Source organism: Amycolatopsis keratiniphila subsp. keratiniphila (assembly GCF_001620365.2).
Classification (GTDB): domain Bacteria; phylum Actinomycetota; class Actinomycetes; order Mycobacteriales; family Pseudonocardiaceae; genus Amycolatopsis; species Amycolatopsis keratiniphila.
Genome location: NZ_LQMT02000040.1, coordinates 61594 through 83927, shown reverse-complemented (window position 1 = coordinate 83927; position 22334 = coordinate 61594). Strand labels below are relative to the sequence as shown.

The 22334-nt window shown below is 69.2% G+C and carries 16 protein-coding genes; 13 read left to right on the top strand and 3 right to left on the bottom strand.

Going from position 1 to position 22334, the window contains the following annotated elements; translation table 11 throughout:
- Positions 1-34 precede the first annotated feature (34 nt).
- From AVR91_RS37305 to AVR91_RS37295, 3 genes are read right to left on the bottom strand one after another with little or no spacing between them, the layout of a single operon-like run.
- Complete coding sequence (locus tag AVR91_RS37305) at positions 35-1231, bottom strand: cation:proton antiporter (RefSeq protein ID WP_063272282.1); 1197 nt, start codon at positions 1229-1231, stop codon at positions 35-37.
- Between the two features lie 6 nt (positions 1232-1237).
- Positions 1238-1720: a cation:proton antiporter regulatory subunit gene (locus tag AVR91_RS37300; RefSeq protein WP_063272281.1), complete on the bottom strand. Its 483-nt coding sequence runs from the start codon at positions 1718-1720 to the stop codon at positions 1238-1240.
- A 15-nt stretch (positions 1721-1735) separates the two neighbouring features.
- Complete coding sequence (locus AVR91_RS37295; protein ID WP_063272280.1) at positions 1736-2128, bottom strand: DUF4267 domain-containing protein; 393 nt, start codon at positions 2126-2128, stop codon at positions 1736-1738.
- Positions 2129-2219: 91 nt separating this feature from the next.
- Between AVR91_RS37295 and AVR91_RS37290 the strand changes: the two genes are divergently transcribed.
- From AVR91_RS37290 to AVR91_RS37230, 13 genes are all read left to right on the top strand, one after another.
- Positions 2220-2798 (top strand): TetR/AcrR family transcriptional regulator, encoded by a 579-nt coding sequence (locus AVR91_RS37290; protein ID WP_063272279.1) that lies wholly within the window; start codon positions 2220-2222, stop codon positions 2796-2798.
- Positions 2799-2890: 92 nt separating this feature from the next.
- Positions 2891-3595, top strand: coding sequence for a (d)CMP kinase (gene cmk, locus AVR91_RS37285; protein WP_063272278.1), 705 nt, complete (start codon positions 2891-2893; stop codon positions 3593-3595).
- Positions 3592-4260 (top strand): lysophospholipid acyltransferase family protein, encoded by a 669-nt coding sequence (locus tag AVR91_RS37280; RefSeq protein WP_016335350.1) that lies wholly within the window; start codon positions 3592-3594, stop codon positions 4258-4260. Before cmk ends, AVR91_RS37280 begins: the two co-directional genes overlap by 4 nt.
- A 4-nt stretch (positions 4261-4264) precedes the next feature.
- Positions 4265-5734 (top strand): ribosome biogenesis GTPase Der, encoded by a 1470-nt coding sequence (gene der, locus AVR91_RS37275; RefSeq protein ID WP_063272277.1) that lies wholly within the window; start codon positions 4265-4267, stop codon positions 5732-5734.
- Between the two features lie 247 nt (positions 5735-5981).
- A complete protein-coding gene (locus tag AVR91_RS37270; RefSeq protein WP_063272276.1) occupies positions 5982-9884 on the top strand; it encodes a Pls/PosA family non-ribosomal peptide synthetase in 3903 nt (1300 codons plus the stop codon).
- Positions 9885-10082: 198 nt separating this feature from the next.
- Positions 10083-11420 (top strand): M1 family metallopeptidase, encoded by a 1338-nt coding sequence (locus tag AVR91_RS37265; protein ID WP_063272275.1) that lies wholly within the window; start codon positions 10083-10085, stop codon positions 11418-11420.
- A 218-nt stretch (positions 11421-11638) separates the two neighbouring features.
- Positions 11639-12523, top strand: a complete 885-nt coding sequence (locus AVR91_RS37260) for a hypothetical protein (RefSeq protein ID WP_228709442.1) — start codon at positions 11639-11641, stop codon at positions 12521-12523.
- A gap of 60 nt (positions 12524-12583) precedes the next feature.
- A complete protein-coding gene (locus AVR91_RS37255; protein ID WP_063272273.1) occupies positions 12584-15010 on the top strand; it encodes a PEP/pyruvate-binding domain-containing protein in 2427 nt (808 codons plus the stop codon).
- A complete protein-coding gene (locus AVR91_RS37250; RefSeq protein WP_063272272.1) occupies positions 15007-15681 on the top strand; it encodes a tyrosine-protein phosphatase in 675 nt (224 codons plus the stop codon). Before AVR91_RS37255 ends, AVR91_RS37250 begins: the two co-directional genes overlap by 4 nt.
- Before the next feature lie 62 nt (positions 15682-15743).
- Positions 15744-16562, top strand: a complete 819-nt coding sequence (locus AVR91_RS37245) for a tyrosine-type recombinase/integrase (protein ID WP_063272271.1) — start codon at positions 15744-15746, stop codon at positions 16560-16562.
- Between the two features lie 127 nt (positions 16563-16689).
- On the top strand, positions 16690-18969 hold the full coding sequence (locus AVR91_RS37240) for a glycosyl hydrolase family 95 catalytic domain-containing protein (protein ID WP_063272270.1): 2280 nt from the start codon (positions 16690-16692) through the stop codon (positions 18967-18969).
- A 2-nt stretch (positions 18970-18971) separates the two neighbouring features.
- Entirely contained in the window at positions 18972-21263 is a 2292-nt protein-coding gene (locus AVR91_RS37235; protein ID WP_063272269.1) for a glycosyl hydrolase family 95 catalytic domain-containing protein, read from the top strand.
- 60 nt (positions 21264-21323) lie between these two features.
- Entirely contained in the window at positions 21324-22307 is a 984-nt protein-coding gene (locus tag AVR91_RS37230) for a peptidylprolyl isomerase (protein WP_063272268.1), read from the top strand.
- The last annotated feature ends 27 nt before the right edge of the window (positions 22308-22334 follow it).

The following is a 22334-nucleotide window of genomic DNA, read 5'->3' as shown; positions in this document are numbered from 1 at the left end:
GGAACGGCCCGTTCATAGCGCAGGTGAGGGCGGGTCAGCCGGTTTGGGAGGCGGCGGTCTTCGACCCGAAGGGCTTCCGCTGCAGAGCGCGAGCGACCGGCTCGACGATCCGCGCGGCCGTCGGGCCGAGGATCGCCATCAGCAGCACATACGCCGTCGCGAGCGCCGCGAGTTCGCCGGTCACCGCACCCGCCGCCACCGCAAGCCCGGCGATGACGATCGAGAACTCGCCTCGCGCGACCAACGCGGCTCCGGCGCGAGCGCGGCCCATCTTCCCGATGCCCTGCCGTCGCGCGGCCCACCAGCCGGTGCCGACCTTCGTCAGCGTGGTCGCGACCGCCAGCACGACCGCCCAGCCGAGCACGGGCGGGATCGAAGCGGGGTTGGTGTTGAGCCCGAACACGACGAAGAACACGGCGGCGAACAGGTCTCGCAGCGGTTCGAGCATGTGCGTCGCGTTCTCCGCCGTCGAACCCGAGATCGCGATACCGAGCAGGAACGCGCCGACCGCGGCCGAAACCTGCATCGCCGAAGCGACACCGGCGACCAGCAGTGCCGCGCCGAGGACCTTGAGGAGGAACACCTCGCGATCCGGGCTGTCGACGGCCGCGGAGACGTAGCGGCCGAACTTCAGCGCGATCACCAGGACCACGGTGATGACCATCAGCGAGATCCCGACGGCCTTCATCCCGCCGAGGAAGCTCACCCCGCCGAGCACCGCGGTGAGGATCGGCAGGTACAGCGCCATCACCAGGTCCTCGAACACCAGGATCGACAGCACCACCGGGGTTTCCCGGTTACCGAGCCGTCCGAGGTCGCCGAGCACCTTCGCGATGATCCCGGACGACGAGATGTAGGTGACGCCCGCCATGACGATCGCGCCGATCGGCCCCCAGCCGAGGATGAGCGCCACGATCGCCCCCGGAGCGGCGTTCAGCACGATGTCCACGACACCCGCCACCCACGAGCGTTTCAGCCCGGTGAACAGCTCGGCGGCCGAATACTCCAGGCCCAGCAGGAGGAGCAGCAGGACGACACCGATCTCGCTGGCGAGATGGGTGAAGTCGCCGATGTCGCCGAGCGGGATCAGCCCGCCCTGCCCGAAGCACAGGCCACCGATCAGGTACAGCGGAATGGGGGACATCCCGATCTTCCCGGCGAGGCGGCCCAACGCGCCCAGCCCGAAGAAGACCGCCCCGAGTTCGATCAAGGACAGTGCGGTGTGATCCATCCGCGATCAGCCGTACTTCAAGATCTTGACGGCGGCCTCGAGACCTTCTGAGGTGCCGACCGCGACGAGTACGTCGCCCGCGGTGAGGTTGAAGTCCGGGTTGGGGGAGGGGTGGACCTGTCCGGCCCGCATCACCGCGACCACCGAGACGCTCGTCCGCGTGCGCATGGCGGTGTCGCCCAGTGTCCGCCCGTCGAACGGTGACGACGCCTTGATCGGCAGCTGCTTGGTGTTGATACCGGGCAGATCCCGGTGCTCTTCGGTGAGCTGGGCGACCAGCTGGGGCGCGCCGAGCAGGTTCGCCAGCGCGCCCGCCTCGTCGGTGGTGAGCGGAAGTGACGCCAGGCAGGCGTCGGGATCGTCCGTTTTGGACACGATCAGCTCGACGTGTCCATCGCGATGGGTCACCACCCCGACACGGCGGCCGTTGCGGGTGGCGAAGTCCTTGCGGACGCCTATTCCGGGGAGCGGGGTCACTTCGACGTTCACGTGAACAACAGTAACTCACTGTCCGTTTCGCGCGGGACGGATCAGGAACAACGCCGAGATCACCACCATGAGGGCGCACGTCGCGCCGTGGATGCCGAGCGCGGCGCCCACGGATCCGTTGTGGGTCAACACGATCAGCATGTCGCCGAACGGGATGAAGGCCAGCGCCAGCATCGCCCAGCCCAGCGCGCGGGCGTTCCGGAACAGGATCAGCGCGAGCACCACGAGCGCCGTGCCGATGTCACGGACGCCCTTGACCGCGAGGATCGGGTCGCCCTCGGAAGGCATCACCGGCAGCCCGAATCCGCCCGTCTGGGTCGCCGGGAAGAACACGTAACCGCTGCCGAAGTAGAGGACGAAAAGCACGAGGGCGGCGGACAGGACGTAGGCGATCTTGATTCGGGTCATGGTCTCCGACTCCAAAAGCTAGCAGCGCTAGGAACGGTGCCGACACTAGTGCTAGCACAGCTAGCTTGTCTAGCGGTGCTAGCATGCCCGTATGGTCACGAACCCCCGGCGCGAGCGGGATCGCTCGCAACGCGAACAGCTGATCGTCACCACGGCTCGCGAGATCGCCGAAGAAGAGGGCTGGGACGCGGTCACCACCCGGCGGCTGGCGGCGAAGATCGAGTACAGCCAGCCCGTGCTCTACAGCCACTTCTCCGGCAAGGGGGCGATCATGGCGGCCGCGGCGCTCGAGGGCTGCACCGAAATGGCCGCCGACATGCGGCGAGGGGCCGGGGCGGCGGAGGGCTCCCGTGACGCGCTGCTTCGGCTGGCCGGGAACTACTTCGACTTCGCCGACCGCAAACCCGCGCTCTACGACGCGATCTTCACTCTCGCCAGTGAACTGAGCTTCGCCAGCCCGGACAGTCCGGAGCCGTTGAAGGACGCGTTCGGCGCGCTGCTCGAAGTCGTCGGCCCGGTCGCCGGCCAGTACGACCCGGCCCTCTACACCGAGACCTTCTGGGCCGCCCTGCACGGCCTGGTCACCCTCGAACGCAGCAGCCGGCTCCCGGCGGCCGCGCGCGCGGAACGCATCGGCATGCTCGTCGACCGGTTCGCCGTGGGCGGCTGAGGCGTGTCGTTCGCCACCAGGCAGAATGGTCGTCGATCAGATGAGCGACGGATGAGCTGAGGAGTGTTTCGGTGGCGGGAGCCCTGCGTGGTGTGGTCGCGATGGACGGCCCGTCCGGAACCGGGAAATCCACGGTTTCGCGGAAGCTCGCGACGAAACTCGGCGCCGGTTACCTCGACACCGGCGCGATGTACCGCATGGTCACCCTCGCCGTCCTGCGCGCCGGAACCGACCTGACCGACGCGGACGCGATCGCCGACGTCGCCCGGAAGGCCGAATTCGGCATCGGGACCAGCCCGGACGAAGCGACCGTGACCCTGGCGGGTGAAGACGTCTCCGCCGAGATCCGCGGCGCGGACGTCACCACCGCGGTGTCGCCGGTTTCGGCCGTCCCCGCGGTCCGCGAACTGCTGGTCGCCCGGCAGCGCGAGATCATCGCCGAGGTGCTCGGCCGCGTCGGCGGCATCGTGGTCGAAGGCCGCGACATCGGCACCGTCGTCTCGCCGGACGCCCCGCTCAAGATCTTCCTCACCGCGTCGGCCGAAGTCCGCGCCGCACGCCGCAGCGCGCAGGATTCCGCCGCCGGTCGCGAGTCCACCGTCGACGTCGCCAAGGCGGCGGTGGAACGACGTGACCGCCTCGACTCCACGCGGGCGGCTTCGCCCTTGCGCGCGGCGGAGGACGCCGTCGAGGTGGACACTTCGGCGCTCAATATCGACCAGGTGATCGTGGCGCTGGCGGAACTCGCACTGCACCGCGGCCTTCTCGAGGGTTGCCCGGCCGAGGCGACGAGGTGACCGCGCAGGGGCTTCCCGAGGGCGCGAGCGGCCCGATTCACACGTTCGGCCGCGGCATCGCGAAGTTCATCGTGCGGCCCGCCTTCCGGGTGCGGGTGCACGGTGCCGAGCGGGTCCCGGCGTCCGGGCCGGTGGTGTTCATCGCCAACCACAGCTCGATGGTGGAACCGCAGCTGCTCTTCGGAATGTTGCCGAGGCGCACGGCGTTCCTGGTCAAGGAGGAACTCTTCCGGGGGTTCGTCGGCTGGTTCTTCCCGAAGCTGGGCCAGATCCCGGTGAAACGGGGGGCGGTGGACCGCAAGCCGCTGATGGCGGCGGTCAAGGTGCTCGAGGACGGCGGTGCGGTCGGGATCTTCCCCGAAGGCACCCGCGGCCTCGGTGACGCCGAAAACTTCGAGCGCGGCGCGGCCTTCCTGGTCCGCGCCGGGAACGCGACCGTGGTTCCGGTCGCCACTCGGGGGACGTACAAACCCGCCGGCGCCAAGAGGCGTTGGCGGCCACGCGTCGACATCATGGTCGGCGAACCTTTCACTCCCGACATCGGGAAGGGAAGGACAGGGCTGGAGGAGGGAACCGAGCGGCTTCGCATCGCGCTCGCGGACCTCGTGAAGGCACTGGACGAATGGCGCTTGGAGCACGGGCTCCGAGACACGCGACAGGATTGAGAAAATGACAGAGCTTGACGGAGTCGGCGAGGTCGACGGCTCCTGGTCCGACGAGTCCGAATTCACCGCGCTCGACGCGCAGATCGCCGCGGGCGAGGCCGAGGAGGAGGCGCAGCTCGCGCAGCCGGTCCTCGCCGTCGTCGGCAGGCCGAACGTCGGCAAGTCCACCCTGGTCAACCGCATCCTCGGCCGTCGCGAGGCGGTCGTGCAGGACGTCCCCGGCGTGACCAGGGACCGCGTCGCCTACGACGCGTTCTGGGCGGGCCGCCGGTTCACGCTGGTGGACACGGGCGGATGGGAGCCGGACGCGACCGGGCTCCAGGCCAGCGTCGCCGCGCAGGCCGAGATGGCGATGGCCACCGCCGACGCGGTGCTGCTGGTCATCGACGCCAGTGTCGGCGCGACGGCCACCGACGAGGCCGTTTCCAAGGTCTTGCGCCGCTCGAAGAAGCCGGTGCTGCTCGCCGCCAACAAGGTCGACGACGACCGCCTGCTCGCCGACACCGCGTCGCTGTGGTCGCTCGGCCTCGGCGAGCCGTATCCGGTCAGCGCGCTGCACGGCCGCAGCTCGGGCGATCTGCTCGACGCCATCGTCAAGGCGCTGCCGTCGATGCCGCGCGACGGCGACCGCGCCACCACCGGCCCGCGCCGCGTCGCGCTGGTCGGCAAGCCGAACGTGGGCAAGTCGAGCCTGCTGAACAAGCTCTCCGGCGAGGAGCGGTCCGTCGTGGACTCGGTCGCTGGCACCACCGTCGACCCGGTCGACTCGCTGGTCGAGCTCGACGGCGAGACCTGGCGGTTCGTCGACACGGCCGGTCTGCGCAAGCGGGTCAACTCGGCCAACGGCGCCGAGTACTACGCCTCGCTGCGGACCAAGACCGCGATCGACGCGGCCGAGGTCGCGATCGTGCTGCTGGACGCGGCCGAACCGCTTTCGGAGCAGGACCTGCGGGTGCTGACCATGGTCGTCGAGGCGGGCCGCGCCTGCGTGCTCGCCTTCAACAAGTGGGACCTCGTCGACGAGGACCGCCGCCACGCCATGGTCCGCGAACTGGACCGCGGCCTGGTGCGGGTGCCGTGGGCGGACAAGGTCAACATCTCCGCGCTCACCGGGCGGTCGGTGCGCAAGCTCGCGCCCGCGCTGCGGACCGCGTTGAAGTCCTGGGACCAGCGGGTGCCCACCGGTCAGCTGAACGGCTGGCTGGCCGACCTCATCGCCGCGACCCCGCCGCCGGTGCGCGGTGGCAAGCAGCCGAAGGTGCTGTTCGCGACCCAGGCGGGCATCCGGCCACCGACGCTGGTGCTGTTCACCACCGGCTTCCTCGAGGCGGGCTACCGGCGGTTCATCGAACGGAAGTTCCGTGAGCGGTTCGGTTTCGAAGGCAGCCCCGTTCGGGTGAATGTGCGGGTGCGGGAAAAGAAGCAAAAGCCCAAGGCCGGTGGTAAAGCGGCGGGGAAACCGAAGACCCGCTGATTTTCTCACGATGTAGGTGACTATTTCACTGGGTGGACACGCCGATGACCTCGGGTTTCGGCGTGTCCACCGGTGAGTTTCGACACTCTGCCGAGACCCTCCCGAGATATGTCGTTCACCTGCGGTAAAGTCGATGGTCTGCTAGCGGGCGCCTCATTCGGAGAGCGAGCCCGAATGACGCACTTCGCGAAAGGTGTGTGATGGGCTTGCGCGCCCATGGTTCCGCCGTGCCCGTGGTGATCTCCCGATGACCCTGACCGCCGACTCACGACCGATCGCCTGCGTCGCGGACGTCACCGTCGCCCCGTCGCCCGCCCCGGTCGCCGATCGAGCCCTGTTCTGGTCCGGTCTCGGCGCGGGCGAGCGCACCCTGATCGACATCCTCGCCGAGACCGCCGCCCGCCACCCCAACGCGGGCGCGATCGAGGACGGCGAGACCACGCTGTCCTACCGCAAGCTCATCGAGGAGATCGACGCCTACGGCCGCAAGCTGACCGCCAACGGCGTCGGCGTCGGCGACCGGGTCGGCGTCCGGATCTCCTCCGGCACCGCCGAGCTCTACGTCGCGATCCTCGCGATCCTGTCCGTCGGCGCCGCCTATGTACCGGTCGACGCGGACGACCCGGAGGAACGCGCCGAACTGGTCTTCGGCGAGGCCGACGTCGCCGCGGTCGTCACCGACGGCGGCGCGATCACCGTGCTCGGCTCGCCGGGCGGCGTCGAGGGCTCGCCCGCCCCGACCGACGACGCCTGGATCATCTTCACCTCCGGTTCGACCGGTAAGCCGAAGGGCGTCGCGGTCTCGCACGCCTCGGCCGCCGCCTTCGTCGACGCCGAAGCTCAGCTGTTCCTCACCGAGGAGCCGATCGGCCCCGGAGACCGCGTGCTCGCCGGGCTGTCCGTCGCGTTCGACGCCTCCTGTGAAGAGATGTGGCTCGCCTGGCGCCACGGTGCCTGCCTGGTGCCCGCGCCGCGTTCGCTCGTGCGTACCGGCGTCGACCTCGGCCCGTGGCTGGTCGCGCAGGGCATCACCGTCGTCTCGACCGTGCCGACGCTGGCCGCGCTGTGGCCAGCCGACGCGCTCGAAGACGTCCGCCTGTTGATCTTCGGTGGCGAAGCGTGCCCGCCGGAGCTGGCCGAACGCGTCGCCGTCGAGGGACGCGAAGTCTGGAACACCTACGGCCCGACCGAGGCCACCGTCGTCGCCTGCGCCGCGCAGATGACCGGCGAAGGCCCCGTCCGCATCGGCCTGCCGCTGGTGGGCTGGCAGCTCGCCGTGGTCAACGAGGCGGGCGAACCGGTCGCGATGGGGGAGACCGGCGAGCTGGTCATCGGCGGCGTCGGCCTGGCCCGCTACCTGGACCCGGAGAAGGACGCCGAGAAGTTCGCGCCGCTGCCTTCGCTGGGCTGGCGCCGCGCGTACCGCAGCGGCGACATGGTCCGCGCGGAGGCCGAGGGCCTGCTGTTCCTCGGGCGCCTCGACGAGCAGGTGAAACTCGGCGGCCGCCGGATCGAACTCGGTGAGGTCGACGCCGCGCTCCAGGCGTTGCCCGGCGTGCAGGGTGCCGCGGCTGCGGTCCGCCGCACCAAGGCGGGAAACCAGGTGCTCGTGGGGTACGTCGTGCCCGCCGAAGGGGTCGAGTTCGACCACGACGAAGCCGCGACCCGGCTGCGCGAGCAGCTGCCCGCCGCGCTCGTCCCGCTGCTGGCGCTGATCGACGATCTGCCGACGCGTACCTCCGGCAAGGTCGACCGCAACGCGCTGCCCTGGCCGCTGTCCACTGTGGACGCCGCGAAATCCGGTCTGTCGCCGACGGAGAGCTGGCTCGCCGAAGGCTGGGCGGAGATCCTGGGCGTCTCGGTCGACAGCCCGAAGGCCGACTTCTTCACCAACGGCGGCGGCAGCCTGACCGCCGCCCAGCTGATCGCGCGGATCCGCACCCGCCACCCGCAGGTGTCGGTGAGCGACATCTACGCGAACCCGAAGCTCGGCGCGCTCGCGTCGATGCTGGACGCGCTGAGCGGCGAGAAGACCGAACGCCGCGACATCGCGCCCACCCCGCGCAAGGCCGGGATCATCCAGTCGCTGCTGATGATCCCGCTGATGGGCCTGGTCGGCCTGCGCTGGACGACCATCGCCGCGACGCTGTCGAACGTGCTGTCGCTGGCCGGTTTCGCTTGGGCGCCGACGCTGAACTGGGCGTGGATCGCGGTCGCGTGGATCGTGCTGTTCAGCCCGGCCGGGCGGATCGCGATCTCGGCGACCGGCTCCCGGCTGCTGCTGCGCGGAGTCCGTCCCGGCAGCTACCCGCGTGGCGGCAATGTCCACTTGCGACTGTGGACCGCCGAGAAGCTCGCCGAGTTCAGCGGCGCGGACAGTGTCGCGGGCGCTTCCTGGATGACGACGTACGCCAAGGCCCTCGGCGCGCGGATCGCGAAGGACGTCGATCTGCATTCCCCGCCGCCGGTCACCGGTATGCTGAAGCTCGGCCGCGGTGCCGCCGTCGAACCCGAGGTCGACCTGTCCGGCCACTGGGTGGACGGCGACCTCGTACACATCGGCAAGATCCGGATCGGCGCCGACGCCCGGATCGGCGCGCGCAGCACGCTGTTCCCCGGTGCGCGAATCGGCAAGGGCGCGGAGATCGCGGCCGGGTCGACCGTCCGCGGCAACGTGCCCGCCGGGCAGCGCTGGGCCGGCGCGCCCGCCGCGCGTGCCAGCAAGGACGCGCTGAAGTGGCCGTCGAGCCGCCCGCCGCGTTCGCGGTTCTGGGCTTCGGTCTACGGCGCGACTTCGGTCGCGCTGGGGCTGCTGCCCGCCGTCGCCGCCCTGCCCGCTGTCGCCGTGCTGGGTCACGCGATCGCCGGTGCGCCGTCGCTGGGCGCCGCGCTCGGCCAGGCGCTGCTGTTCACGCCGCTCGCGACCGTCGCGTACTTCCTTACGTACGCCCTGCTCGTGCTCGTCGGCGTCCGCTCGCTGAGCATCGGCATGGTCGAGGGCTATCACCCGGTGCACGGCCGTGTCGCGTGGCAGGTCTGGGCGACCGAGCGGCTGATGGGCATGGCGCGTGAAGGGCTGTTCCCCTTGTACGCCAGCCTGTTCACCCCGGTGTGGCTCCGGATGCTCGGGGCGAAGGTCGGCCGCAACGTCGAGGCTTCGACCGTGCTCGCGCTGCCGAAGATGACCCAGGTGGACAGTGGCGCGTTCCTCGCGGACGACACCATGGTCGCCACCTACGAACTCGGCCACGGCTGGCTGCACGTCGCGCCGGCGCGGATCGGCAAGCAGGCGTTCCTCGGCAACTCGGGGATGGCCGCGCCGGGACGTTCGGTGCCGAAACGCGGTCTGGTCGGGGTGCTGTCGTCGGCCCCGCTCAAGGCGAAGAAGGGCTCGTCGTACCTCGGGATGCCGCCGCTTCCGGTCCGCCGGTCGGTCGGCGAGGCCGACACGAGCCGTACCTTCACTCCGCCGCTGCGGCTTAAGGCGGCCCGGGCACTCGTCGAACTCTGCCGCATCGTGCCGGTGATGTGCGGCGTCGCGCTGACCGTGCTGGTGGCCGCCGGGATCTTCGCGCTGGCGTCGTCGTTCGGTTTCCTGGTCGCGGTGCTGCTCGGCGGGCCGCTGCTGCTCGCCGCCGGCGCCGTCGCCGCGCTGACCGCCACCGCGATGAAGTGGCTGCTGGTCGGCCGGTTCCGCGCGGTCGACCATCCGTTGTGGAGCTCGTTCGTCTGGCGCAACGAGCTCGCCGACACCTTCGTCGAGGCGCTCGCCGTGCCGTGGCTGATCGGTTCGCTCGGCGGTACGCCGCTGCTGCCGGCGTGGCTGCGGACCATGGGCGTCAAGATCGGGCGCGGCGTGTGGCTGGAGACGTACTGGCTGCCCGAGTCGGATCTGGTGAGCCTCGGCGACGGCGCGACGATCAACCGCGGCTGTGTGGTGCAGACGCACCTGTTCCACGACCGGATCATGACGATGTCGCCGGTGACCCTGGACGAGGGAGCGACGCTCGGGCCGCACGGTATCGTGCTGCCTGGCGCGAGCATCGGCGCGCGGACGACCGTCGGACCGGGCTCCCTGGTGACCCGGGGCGACGCGGTTCCCGCCGACTCGCGCTGGCTGGGTAATCCCATCTCGGCCTGGACGAAGTAGGAACGGCTGGCGGAGCTGAGGTGCGTTCGGAATGGTGACCACAGGGGTGAACCCGCCCTGGCCGAAGGCCCCGCTATCGCGGTGGCAGGGCGCCGTGTCCACGCACCGTGACGGTCTTCTGTCAACCAGCGCCCTGCCGACGTCGATCGCGGCCGCGGGTTCACAGACAGACACAATGGAAAGCGGGGTCTTTCGCGGGTGATTTCGAAGGCCTCCGCGCAGCCCTCGCCCGGCGCGGACACCTCCGGTGACTCCTATCTGCCCCGTCACGGTAACGGCGGTTACCGGGTCCGGCATTACGACCTGGAGCTGGACTACAAGATCGGTCCCAACCGTTTGTCCGCCTCCGCGGCCATCACCGCGGAGGCGACGCAGGCGCTGTCGCGGTTCACGCTCGACTTCGGTGATTTCCGGATCAACCGGGTGCTGGTCAACGGGAAACCGGCCAAGTACCTGCGGCGTGCGCACAAGCTGCAGGTGAAGCCGGCGAAGTCGCTGGCCCTCGGCAGCGAGTTCCTGGTGGAGGTCCACTACGTCGGCAATCCGCGGCCGCTTCCGGGGCTGTGGGGCGACATCGGCTGGGACGAACTGACCGACGGCTCGCTCGTCGCGAGCCAGCCGGTCGGGGCGCCGTCGTGGTTCCCCTGCAACGACCATCCCGCGGACAAGGCGACGTACCGTGTCGCACTCACGACGTCGTCGCCGTATCTCGTGGCCGTCACCGGGAATCTCGTGTCCCGGTACACGCGCGCGAGCACCACTCAGTGGGTCTTCGAGCGGCCCGAGCCGACGCCGACGTACCTGATGAGTGTCCAAATCGGACGGTACGACGACATCGTGCTCGCGTCCGGCGGTGTCCCGCAGCGGGCCGCCGTCCCGCCGCGGCTACGCCGGGCCTTCGCGCGCGATTTCGGGCGGCAGGGCCAGATCATGGACTCGCTGCAGCGGCTGTTCGGGCCGTATCCGTTCGGCGAGTACGTCATCGTCGTCACCGACGACGACCTCGACGACCCGATCGAAGCGCAGGGCATGTCGATCTTCGGCGCCAACCACGTCGACGGACGGCGCACGCACGAACGGCTCGTCGTCCACGAACTGGCGCACCAGTGGTTCGGCAACAGCCTGACCGTCGCCGATTGGCGGCACATCTGGCTGAACGAAGGCTTCGCGACGTACGCGGAATGGCTCTGGTCCGAGGAATCCGGCGGACAGAGCGCGCACGTGTGGGCGAAGACCTGGCACGCGCGGATGAAGGCGAAGCCCGCCGACCTGCGTCTCGCCGACCCCGGCGTGGCACGGATGTTCGACGAGCGGGTGTACAAGCGGGGCGGGCTTTTGTTGCACGCCTTGCGTTGTACCGTCGGTGACGAGGTCTTCTTCCCGCTGGTGAAGGCTTGGGCGATGGAGAACCGGCACGGTCTGGTGACGACTGCCGGGTTCGTTGCGCTCGCTGAACGCTTTGCCGGGCGTTCGCTTGGTGGGTTCTTCGATGCTTGGCTGGACGCTCCGGCGCTGCCTCCGCTTCCGCTCGCTTGATGCGCGTGTCCTGAAGGCCCCTTTGAGACATCCAACGTCTCAAAGGGGGCCTTCAGGACATCCGGCGAGTTGTCCACAGGCGGTGCTGACGGAGCGAGTTGTCCACAGATCGCCGGAGGCACTGGCGAGACGTCACCGAATGCTCGGACGATCATGGAGTGAAAACCGGAGAATGGGCCGACGATCCCGAACGGCTCTACCAGCACAGTCGCGGTGGCGTGATCACCGTCGCCCGGCTCGTGGAGCTCGGTGCGCCCGCCAGAACCTGCTACCGGCGCTGTCAACCGGGGCGTCCTTGGCGACGCTTGCTGCCGGGTGTGCTCCTGCTCGGCGGCGGCGAGCCTGACCATCGGCAGCTGGTAGACGCCGCGTTGCTGTACGCCGGCCGGGAAGCCGTGGTCACCGGTGCGGCCCTCTGCCGTCGCCGGGGTCTGCGCTCGGTTCCCGCGGGAGCAACCCGTGTGCATCTGCTGGTCCCGCATGAACACAAGATCAGCAGTTCCGGATTCGTGATCGTCGAGCGTACGACGCGGATGCCGCCGCGGCGGTTCGACGACGGTGTTCCGGTGGCGCCGTTCGCCAGAGCCGTTCTCGACTTGTGCAGGAGGCTCCGCTCACCAAACGCGATTTCGGCCTTGCTCACCGAGGCGGTGCAATCCGGTGGGCTGAGCCCGGCGAAGTTACTGGAGGAGCTCGACGCGGGAAGCAATCGCGGCACGGCGATCCCGCGTCAGGTGCTGCGTGATGTCCTCAGAGGGGCCCGGTCCGTCGCCGAAATCGACGCGATGCGCGTCTGGCGGCTCTCCGGCCTGCCCGAACCGCTCTGGAACCACCAGCTCCGAGACGAAAAGGGCGAGTACATCGCGACACCCGACGGCTACTTCAAGGAAGCCGCTCTCGCCTGGGAGATCGACTCTTACGAGTTCCACTTCGCGAAAGAGGACTATGCGAAGACCCTGGACAGGAACGCCAGATACGCCGCTGCGGGAATCGCCGTTCTGCAAACCCTCCCCAGCCGTCTCAGGTCAGAGCCCGAGGCTGTCGCTCGAGAGCTTCGCCAGGCATATGAGGCTCGACGCCGCGAATTCCCAGAACGTACTTGAACTCAACCGAGGTTGAGGAGGCAAGCTCAGGCCAAGCGAATCCCCTGGGAGGTAACGAAAGTGATTCTCCAGCTCGCCGAAGCGAAAGGCTGCCCTCGTGACCTCGTCGGCGGCAAAGCCGCGAATCTCGCGGAGATGATTTCGGCGGGTTTCCCGGTGCCGGAAGGCTTCTGTATCACGACCGCCGCGTACCGGCAGATTCTTGCGGACGGTGCCGCGCCGCTTCCGGCCCGGCTCGAAACCGGGATAGTCGAGGCGTACGAACGGCTTTCGCGGGGCGGTCCGGTCGCGGTGCGGTCGTCGTCGACCGCCGAGGATCTGCCGGACGCCAGTTTCGCCGGACAGTACGACACCTTCCTCGGCGTCCGGGGTGCGGACGAGGTGCTCGCGGCGGTGCGCCGGTGCTGGGCCTCGTTGTGGTCCGATCGGGCGACGAGATACCGGGAGGCGCACGACACCGGTCATGTTCCCGGCATCGCGGTGATCGTGCAGCGCCTGGTCGAGGCCGAGTGCGCAGGGGTGCTGTACACGGCGAATCCGGTTTCGGGTAAACGATCCGAAATCGTCGTCGACGCCGCGCCCGGGTTGGGTGAAGCGGTGGTTTCCGGTGCGGTCACGCCGGATCACTACCGGCTGAGCGGCAAGGGCGAAATCGTCGAGGGGCCGGGTGAGGGTTGCTTGACGCCGTCACGGCTGGGTGAGCTCGCGGCCGTCGGCAGGAGGCTGGAGAAGCACTTCGGCGCGCCGCAGGACGTCGAGTGGGCGTTCGATGGCGACGGCGAACTGTGGTTGACCCAGTCGCGGCACATCACCACGCTGTTCCCGGTCCCGGAGACCGCGGGAGAGCCGCGCGCGTACTGGTCGGTCAACGTCTACCAGGGGATCAACCGTCCCTTCACGCCGATGGGCGCGTCCATGATCCGGGAGCGGCAGCGCGGGATGGCGACGTACATGAGCGCGCTCGGCTTCTCCGACGAGATCGTCGACGTGGACGGGTGGCTGTTCTGGGACATCACCGACGGCGTGCGAAGCCCGGCGAAGCGGCCGAAGATGGCCGCGTTCATGGACAGCCTCGCGGCGCCGTCGGGGCGGTTGGTCGAACAGCTCGGCCGAGACCAGCGGTTCCCTTCGGTGCCGCCCGGATCCGACGAGGACACCCCGCCTGAGAACCGGCGCCGCCGCTGGGACCGGATGATCGCCGCGTGGCTGTTGCCGGATCGGGCCCGCGCCAGGGGCGTCCGCGACGCCGAACGGCGGATCGCCGCGTTCGCGGGACCGGACGACGCGACGGCCTGGCAGCGACTGTCCTTTGTGGAGTCCATTCGCGGTGACGTCTGCCGGATCGAGGCGAATCTTCCGCGTGACGCCAATACCGCGGGTGCGGTCGGCGGGCAGCTGGCCGGACGGCTGCTGCGGGGTTACGTGGACGAGGCAGAGATCGCCGCCGTTTTCCGCGGCATCCCGCACAATCCGACCACCGAGATGGATCTGGCGTTGTGGCGCACGGGAGAGTCGATCCGACGGGACGACGAGGCCCGCAGACTGCTGCTGGACACCGCGCCCGACGAGCTGGCCGCCAAACAGCTCGCGGGAGCCCTGCCGGACGTCATCCAGCACGGCGTCGCGGCGTTCCTGACGGATTACGGTTGCCGCGCCACCTCGGAGATCGACTTCGGCGTACCCCGCTGGGCCGACGATCCCGAGCCGGTCTTCGCGATGCTGGTGAATCTGCTGAGTGCGGAAGCCCGCTTCGAAAGCACGGCCGCGGCGGCCGAGACACGGATCGTCGAACTCACTCGCCGACTTCCGGTGACCAAAGCGCACCGGGTGATCTTGGCGCGTTTCCTGCTGCGCCGGTCGAGGCGATTGCGCGGTCTGCGTGAGTTCCCGAAATTCTGTCTCATGCGCGGTTTCGCCGCGCTCCGGAAGCAGTTGCTCCTCGTCGGCGAGGAGATCGTCCAGGCGGAGAGACTGGGCCGGGCCGACGACGTGATGTTCCTCGACCTCGCCGAAGTCCGCGAAGCCTTGGACGGCAGAGACTTCCGGGCGATCGTTGCGCGACGGCGAGAGGTCTGGGGGCGGGAGGCGCGCAGGCCTCGGGTGCCGTCGGTCCTGCTTTCCGACGGCACCGTGCCCGCGCTCGAGTCCCATGCGGGCGAAGGTGACCTCGCCGGGCTGGCCGCGGCGGCGGGGGTGGTGACCGGCCGGGCGAGGGTGGTCCGCGATCCCGACGGGGCGCGGATCGAACCGGGCGAGATCCTCGTCGCCGCGACGACGGATCCCGGATGGACACCGCTGTTCCTCACCGCGGCCGCGCTCGTGACCGAAACGGGCGGGATGATCTCCCATGGCACCACCGTCGCCAGGGAACACGGGATCCCGGCCGTGGTCGGTGTCCCCGACGCCACCACGCTGATCACCACCGGCCGGGTGATCACCGTCGACGGCTCGGCGGGGACGATCACGTTCGGCGAGGAGCACCGGTGACCTCCGCGCTCACCGGCGCGTTCAACTTCCGCGACACCGGCGGCGGGCCGATCCGGCGGAGGCGGCTGTTCCGCAGCGACACCTTGCAGGCTCTGACTGGCAGGGATAAGGACCTCCTGCTCGACCGGTTCGGTATCGAAGGCGTCCTCGACCTTCGCTCCAGCGCCGAGACGGCCGGCGAGGGCCGGGCGGCACTGCCCGGAGTCCGCTACGCGAACGTGCCGTTGCGGACCGTCCAAAGCGGACGGTCGTTGGAGGCGACTTACGCCGACCATCTCCGGCTCGACGACAACCTCCCGGTCGCCATCGAGATCCTGGCGGTCCTGCTGGCCCGGCCCGTCGTGGTGCATTGCGCGTCGGGCAAGGACCGGACCGGGATCGTCACGGCCCTCGCGCTCGGTCTCGCCGGTGCGCCACGGGAGCTGATCGTCCAGGACTACCTGCGCAGCGCGTACAGCCTTCCCCGGGTGATCGAGCGCTTCCGCTCGCTCCGGTTGCCGGAGGAACTGTTCCGGTGCACCGAAAGCACGATCAACGCTCTGCTAGACAGCGTCGAGGACGATTTCGGGAGTTTCGCCGGCTGGGCGCGGCAGCGTGGTGTGTCCGACGCGGCGGTCCGGACATTGAAGGCGCGTTTGCTCGAACCTCCCGACCTGCGGCAGCCCCGGTAAATCGGTGGTCGGCGGCTCGGACGTCTCGTTATCGTCCTTTCTCCGACGTCAGGGGGAGAAGCATGGGACGGAAGAGTCCGCAGGAGAAGAAGCGGCTGAGCTACGCCAAGGATCGTCGCAACGATTACGGCGCGAACGACAAGGCTTCGCGCAAGAACCTTCCACGTCACAAACGCCGTGTGAACCAGGCGAATCGGCACCGCGATCAACAGATGCTGACCTCGGCCCGCGGACCGGTGGACCTCGAACATGCGGCGACCGCCGAGGAGGACCTGTTGAAGGTCCGGCCCCTGCGGTGGCGGAAATGGCCCGATACCCCGCTGGGCGGGGTCGTGCGCGGAAAGCTGGACCGGATCGATGTGCGCCGGTCGTTCGAGGCGGCAACACTGTCCCCATTGGCCGACCGCGAACCGCGCGAGATGCTCTCCGCGGCGGCGCACCTTTTGTCGACCAAGGACGTGGCGGTCCTGCACTTCCTGGCGCACACCGGTGTTCGGGTCACCGAACTCTCCGCACTCGATCTGCGGGACGTGTCGACCGGCTCGGTCATCGTGCGCGGCGGGCGACGGCGGACGATTCCGCTGCCGCCCGAGCTTCGGCCTCCGCTCGACGCCTATCTCCGGGTCCGTGCCGAGCGGCCGGGTGCTGACGAGGAACCGGCGTACTTCCTCAACGCTTTTGGCTGCCGAGTGTCTCCGAGGTCGGTCAATGACGTCGTGGCCACATTCGGGACCTTGATCGGCATGCCAGGGCTCTCCGCGCGAACTCTGCGCAAGACCTTCGCCATCGACCTGCTCCGCGCCGGAGCCGATCTCGGCACCGCCTCCGAGATGCTCGGTCACGCCTCGCCTGACGCTACTCGTGCCTACCTCGCCCGCTGACCGATAGGTCGGATGTATCTGCCGCTTTCCGGGTGAGCGTACTGGTCAAAGTGCGCTGATCTCTGGAAACATGCCGGTCGCCAGGACTTGATCTGCGGTAAACGTAGTATGAATCTGGAGGCGCCCCATGGCCGAGCTGTCCAGGCGATCGATGCTGAGGGTCGCGGCGGGGGCGGCGGCGCTCGGTGGCCTCTGGGCTCAAGGTGCGCCACCGGCGCTCGCCGGAGAAGACGTCCGTCGCCGGATCGTCGACGACGCGCGCATGGTCTGGAAGCGGCTGCCGACGGGCTGGCAAGAGGGCCCGTTCCTCGCCAACGGCTTCCTCGGCGTCCAGTTCTACGCGGGCGCGCAGCCGAACGTCCTCAAGGTGATGCTCAGCCATTCGCGCGTCCAGGACCAGCGCGGGCAGTGGGAAGCGGCCATCGGGTACTCGCGGCTCCCGATCGGCTACCTCACCCTCACCTTCGAGGGCGCGATCACGGCGGTGGACTGGCACCTCGACCTGTACAACGCCGAACTCGGCGGCACCATCACCACCACCCGCGGCTCGGTGCGCTTCTCCGCGCTGGTCCACAACGACCAGGACCTCCTTCTCGTCTCGCTCACCGGGGAGGCGGCGGCGGACTGGGGGTTCACGCCGCTCAAGTCGGCCACCACCCGGACGATCCGTAAACCGCCCGACTACACGGCCAATCCCGATCCGAAGCTCGTCAGTGCGGGCGCCGTCCGGTACTGCGAGCAGCCGCTCCACGCCGGCGGCGGATACACGACGGCGTGGCGCGAGCGGACCATCGGCACGCGACGGCTTCTGGCGGCGACGGTCGCGTACGGGTTCCCCGAGCCGACGCACACCGCGGAAGCGATCACCAGGGTCAATCGGGCGTCGACGGTGGTCCCGGACCTGCTCGTCGCCGGGCACCGGCGCTGGTGGAACGCCTTCTACCGGCGCAGTTTCGTGTCCATTCCGGACAAACGGATCCAGCGGTTCTACTGGATCCAGCTGTACAAGACCGCGTGCGCCACCCGCGCGAGCGGCCCGGTGGTCGCCGAGTGGGGGCCGTGGTTCCCGGAGGTCGGCAACAGCTGGACGGCGGTGTGGTGGAACCTGAACGTCCAGGTCACGTATCCGATCGTCAACAGCAGCAACCATCCCGAACTCGACGCCGTCACCGAGACCTTCCGTCGCGACTACGCCAACCTCGAACTCTCGGTGCCTCCCGCTCACCGGGACGGCGACACGTACGCGCTTTCGCATCCGGGCGACTGGCGGCTGCGGCCCGGCGGCGCCCGCGCGGTCGGGGTCCCCGGGCCCGCCACCAAGAACGACCAGACCGGAAACCTGATCTGGGGTCTGCACAACGTCTGGCTCGCGTACCGGCACAGCATGGACCACCGGGTCCTGCGCGACGTCCTGTATCCGACGCTCGCCAAGGCGCTCAACTACTACCGGCATTTCCTCGCGACGGGCCCGGACGGCGCCCTGCATCTGCCGATGACGAGATCGCCCGAGTACGCCGACGCGGCCGACTGCACCTACGACCTGTCGTTGATCCGCTGGGCCGCGCGCACCCTCGTCGAATCGGCGGCCAAGCTACGGATCGACGATCCGCGGGTGCCGGCGTGGCGGGAGATCGGCGAGAAGCTGGTGCCGTACCACCAGGATCCCGCTCAAGGCGTGCTGATCGGAGACGGCGTCCCGCTGGCCGACTCGCATCGGCACTTCTCGCATCTGCTGTGGCTCTATCCGCTGCGCGAGAAACTCTGGGATCGTCCCGGAGAGCGGGACATCATGCGCCGTACGTTCGCGCATTGGTCGAGCGCGCAGGAGAAATGGCACGGTTACAGCTTCGCGGCGGCGTCGTCGATGTGTTCCGTGATGAACCAGCCCGAGGAAGCCCTGCGCTATCTGAAGATCTTCCTCGACGGAACCGTCGTCGCGAACACCCAGCTGACACCGAACACGATGTACCGCGAGGGGGCGAACCTCGCGATCGAGAGTCCCATCACCGCCGCACAGTCCGTTGTGGACATGCTCCTGCAGGGTGACCACGGCGTGCTCAAGGTCTTCCCGTCGGTCTCGTCGGCGTGGCCGGACGCGTCCTTCGAAAGCCTGCGCGCGGAGGGGGCGTTCCTCGTGGACGCGTCCCGGCGGAACGGCGCGACCGAATGGATCCGCGTCCGCAGCGAGGCGGGGGAGCCGCTCACCCTGCGGCACGGGATTCCCGGCGACATCGAGGTCCGTGACGCGCGCGGACGGCGCCTTCCTTGGCGCCACGCGGGTCCCGGCACGATCTCCATTCCGCTCCATCGCGGCGGGACGGCCGTTGTCTCGCGACGCGGCACGCGTCCGGAACTGGAGCCGCGGGACGTGCCCGGCGACCGTTCGACTCCGGCTTGGGGGATCTGAGCATGGACATCACTCGCAGGACGGTGCTCGGCGGGGCGTTGGCAGGCGTGGCCGCGGCCGGATTCGCGCCGTCCGCGTCGGCGGTGGAGAACGACTTCGCGCTCGGCGGCCTCGACTGGCCCGGATTCCTCGGCACGGCCGACCTGATCTGGCGCCGGATGCCGAAGACCTGGTACGAGGGGCCCTTTCTGGGCAACGGTTTCCTAGGCTCGGGCATCTACGCCGAACCCGGCCGGAACGCCGTCCGGTTCAACGTCCAGCACAGCGAAGTACAGGATCACCGGCCGGAGTTCGGTTCCCTGTTCGGGCTCGCACGGCTGCCGATCGGGCATTTCACCCTCGAACCGGTCGGTGCCATCACCGGGATCGACTGGCGGATGGACCTCTGGAACGCCGAGCTCAGGGGCACGATCACCACGGCCGCGGGCAGCCTGTCGCTGCGCGCGATCGTCCACACCGGACAGTCTCTCCTGGCCGTCGAGATCGAGCCGACCGAGGGGGAGCGCGGTTTCGCCTGGGTCTTCCATCCGGCGGAGGCGGTGAGCCCGAGAACGGATCCGAAGTTCGGGAAGCCGCCGCCCGCCGGGTATGCCGCCAACCCGCCCGCGACTCTGAAAAGCAGCGGTGACAGCAGGCTTTCCGTGCAGACCCTGCTGTCGGGCGGCGAACACGTCACGGCGTGGCGCGAGGTCGCCCAGGGCTCGAAGCGGACGCTGTACACGTCCGTGGCCTGGTCGTATCCGAAGCGGACCGCCGTGCGGGAGGCGTTGAAGACGGTCCGTCGCGCCGAGCCGTTCTCGGCGTTGACGGCCGGACACCGCCGCTGGTGGCACGACTACTACCGGCACGGTTTCCTGTCCATTCCGGACACCCGGCTCCAGAGCTTCTACTGGATCCAGCTGTACAAGATCGCTTCCGCCGCGCGCCGGGAGGCTCCGGTGATGGCGACCTGCGGACCGTGGCTGGAGCCGACCCCGTGGCCCGCGACCTGGTGGAACCTCAACGTCCAGCTCGAGTACTGGCTCATCCACGGGTCCAACCACCTCGAACTGGACGCCGTCGGCCACGCGCTCGGGAAGTACCGGGCGAATCTGACGAGCCAGGTCGCCGAGCCGTACCAGCACGATTCGGCGGGCATCCCGCGTACGACGGACATGAACCTGCTCAACGGCGCGGTCGGGACGAACGCGGGCTTCCCGGTCGGCATCCCGGGCAAGGAGACACCGACGCCGGAGGTCGGGAACCTCACCTGGGCGCTGCACAACGTCTGGCTGTCGTATCGGCACACGATGGACCGGCTCCTGCTGCGGGACACCCTGTTCCCCTTGCTGCGCAAGGCGATCAACTACTACCTCCACTTCCTGACGCCCGGGGCCGACGGGAAGCTTCATCTTCCGGCGACGTTCTCCCCGGAGTACGGCGTCAACGCGCCCGACTGCAACTACGACCTGGCACTGATCCGATGGGGCTGCAAGACCCTGCTGGAGTCGGCGGCGGAACTGCGCGTCGACGATCCGCTCGCGCGACGGTGGCGGGAGGTCCTGGCCACACTCGTCCCGTATCCGGCCGACGCCAACGGCTACATGATCGGCGCGGGGGTGCCGTTCGCGAAGTCGCATCGGCACTACTCGCATCTGCTGCAGATCTACCCGCTGTACGAGATCACCTGGGAGCGGCCGGAGCACCGGCGGATCATCGAGACCTCGCTCGATCACTGGGTGGGCTTCGAGGGGGCGTTGCAGGGCTACACGTTCACCGGGGCCGCGTCGATGTCGGCGCAGATGCTGCGCGGCGAGAAGGCGGAGTTCTACCTCGGTGAACTGCAGCGGCGCTACATCCAGCCGAACACGATGTACAAGGAATCCGGTCCGGTGATCGAGACACCGCTTTCGGCCGCGCAGTCGCTGCACGACATGCTCGTGCAGAGCTGGGGTGGCGTGATCCGGCTCTTCCCGGCGCTGCCCGCGAAATGGGCCGACGCCGCGCTGCGCGACTTCCGCACGGAGGGGGCGTTCCTGCTCAGCGCCTCGCGGCAGGGCGGGAAGACGCGGTGGGTCAAGATCACCAGCGAGGCCGGGGCGCCGTGCGTGCTGCGGACGGATCTCGACGGCGAGCTGACCGTCCGTGACCGGTGGGGGCGGCCGAAACGCTGGCGGCGGCTGCCGAACGGTGACGTCCGGATCGACCTGCGGCGCGGTGAAGAGGCTGTCGTGCACCGTGCGGGCGACCGGCCGGACTTCGAGATCCGGGCCGTGCCGTCGAACGGGGACAGCGCGCCATGGGGGATGCCGTGACCTCTTGAAGGGCGATACGAAAGAGTGTCCCTGTACTTCCTCCGGACGACAGGAGCACAGATGTCCCAGCCGCCGCAGCCGGGAGAGCCCGAAGGCCAGGCGCCCGACCCCGGCCCTCAGCCGGGGCAGCCGTACCCGCAGCAGCCGTACCCGCAGCAGCCTTATCCGCAGCAGCCGTACCAGCAACAAGGCTGGTACGGCGCGCCGCAGCAGCCGCCGCCGTCTTCGAACAAGACGGCGCTGTGGGTCGGGCTCGGGGTACTGGGACTTGTCGTGGTGGTCGCCGTCGTGGCGATCCTGGGGTTCGTCGCGCCGGGTTTCTTCCTGTCGGACTCGAAGGACAAAGGCGCGGTCGCGTCGTCCTCGTCGGCTCCGGCCTCCAGCTCCCAGGAGACGACGACGCAGAGCCCGGTGAACATCCCGTCCGCCCGCACCGAACTGCCGAAACGCACGACCCCGCTCGCGGATCCGACGGAGTGCGCCTATCCGGCGGACACCAGCAAGGAGGCGGCGAAGAAGGTGAACCCGCCGGCGGCGGGACCGACTCCGGCTTCCGGCACGGCGGCGGTCACGGTCAAGACGAGCGCGGGTGACATCGGGCTGACGTTGGACCGCGGCCTCGCTCCGTGCACCGTGGCGAACTTCCTTTCGCTGGCGCAGCAGGGTTATTACGACGGCACCTCGTGCCACCGGCTCGGCGTTTCGGGACTGCAGATGCTCCAGTGCGGCGACCCGGAGGGCTCCGGAATGGGCGGACCGGGTTACACGATCCCGGACGAGATCTTCCCCGAGCTCAAGTACGGTCGCGGGCTCATCGCCATGGCGAAGACCCAGAACCCGGACTCGGGCGGCAGCCAGTTCTTCATGGTCTTCGGTGAAGCGGAACTGCCGCCGGACTACACGGTGTTCGGGAGCATCTCCGACGAGGGCCTCCAGACCCTGGACAAGGTCGCGCGCGGGGGCGTGGACGCCGAGAAGGGGTCCGGAGACGGGACGGGGCCGCCCCGGATCGAGGTGAAGTTCCAGTCCATCGCGGTGGGCTGAACTCGCGGTTGCCAGGAAAGGGCCTTT

Excerpts from the sequence above, each read along its gene's own strand:
- AVR91_RS37305 (WP_063272282.1), bottom strand. The coding sequence starts at position 1,231 with ATGGATCACACCGCACTGTCCTTGATCGAACTCGGGGCGGTCTTCTTC.
- AVR91_RS37295 (WP_063272280.1), bottom strand. The coding sequence starts at position 2,128 with ATGACCCGAATCAAGATCGCCTACGTCCTGTCCGCCGCCCTCGTGCTT.
- AVR91_RS37290 (WP_063272279.1), top strand. The coding sequence starts at position 2,220 with ATGGTCACGAACCCCCGGCGCGAGCGGGATCGCTCGCAACGCGAACAG.
- der (WP_063272277.1), top strand. The coding sequence starts at position 4,265 with ATGACAGAGCTTGACGGAGTCGGCGAGGTCGACGGCTCCTGGTCCGAC.
- AVR91_RS37270 (WP_063272276.1), top strand. The coding sequence starts at position 5,982 with ATGACCCTGACCGCCGACTCACGACCGATCGCCTGCGTCGCGGACGTC.
- AVR91_RS37245 (WP_063272271.1), top strand. The coding sequence starts at position 15,744 with ATGGGACGGAAGAGTCCGCAGGAGAAGAAGCGGCTGAGCTACGCCAAG.
- AVR91_RS37240 (WP_063272270.1), top strand. The coding sequence starts at position 16,690 with ATGGCCGAGCTGTCCAGGCGATCGATGCTGAGGGTCGCGGCGGGGGCG.
- AVR91_RS37235 (WP_063272269.1), top strand. The coding sequence starts at position 18,972 with ATGGACATCACTCGCAGGACGGTGCTCGGCGGGGCGTTGGCAGGCGTG.
- AVR91_RS37230 (WP_063272268.1), top strand. The coding sequence starts at position 21,324 with ATGTCCCAGCCGCCGCAGCCGGGAGAGCCCGAAGGCCAGGCGCCCGAC.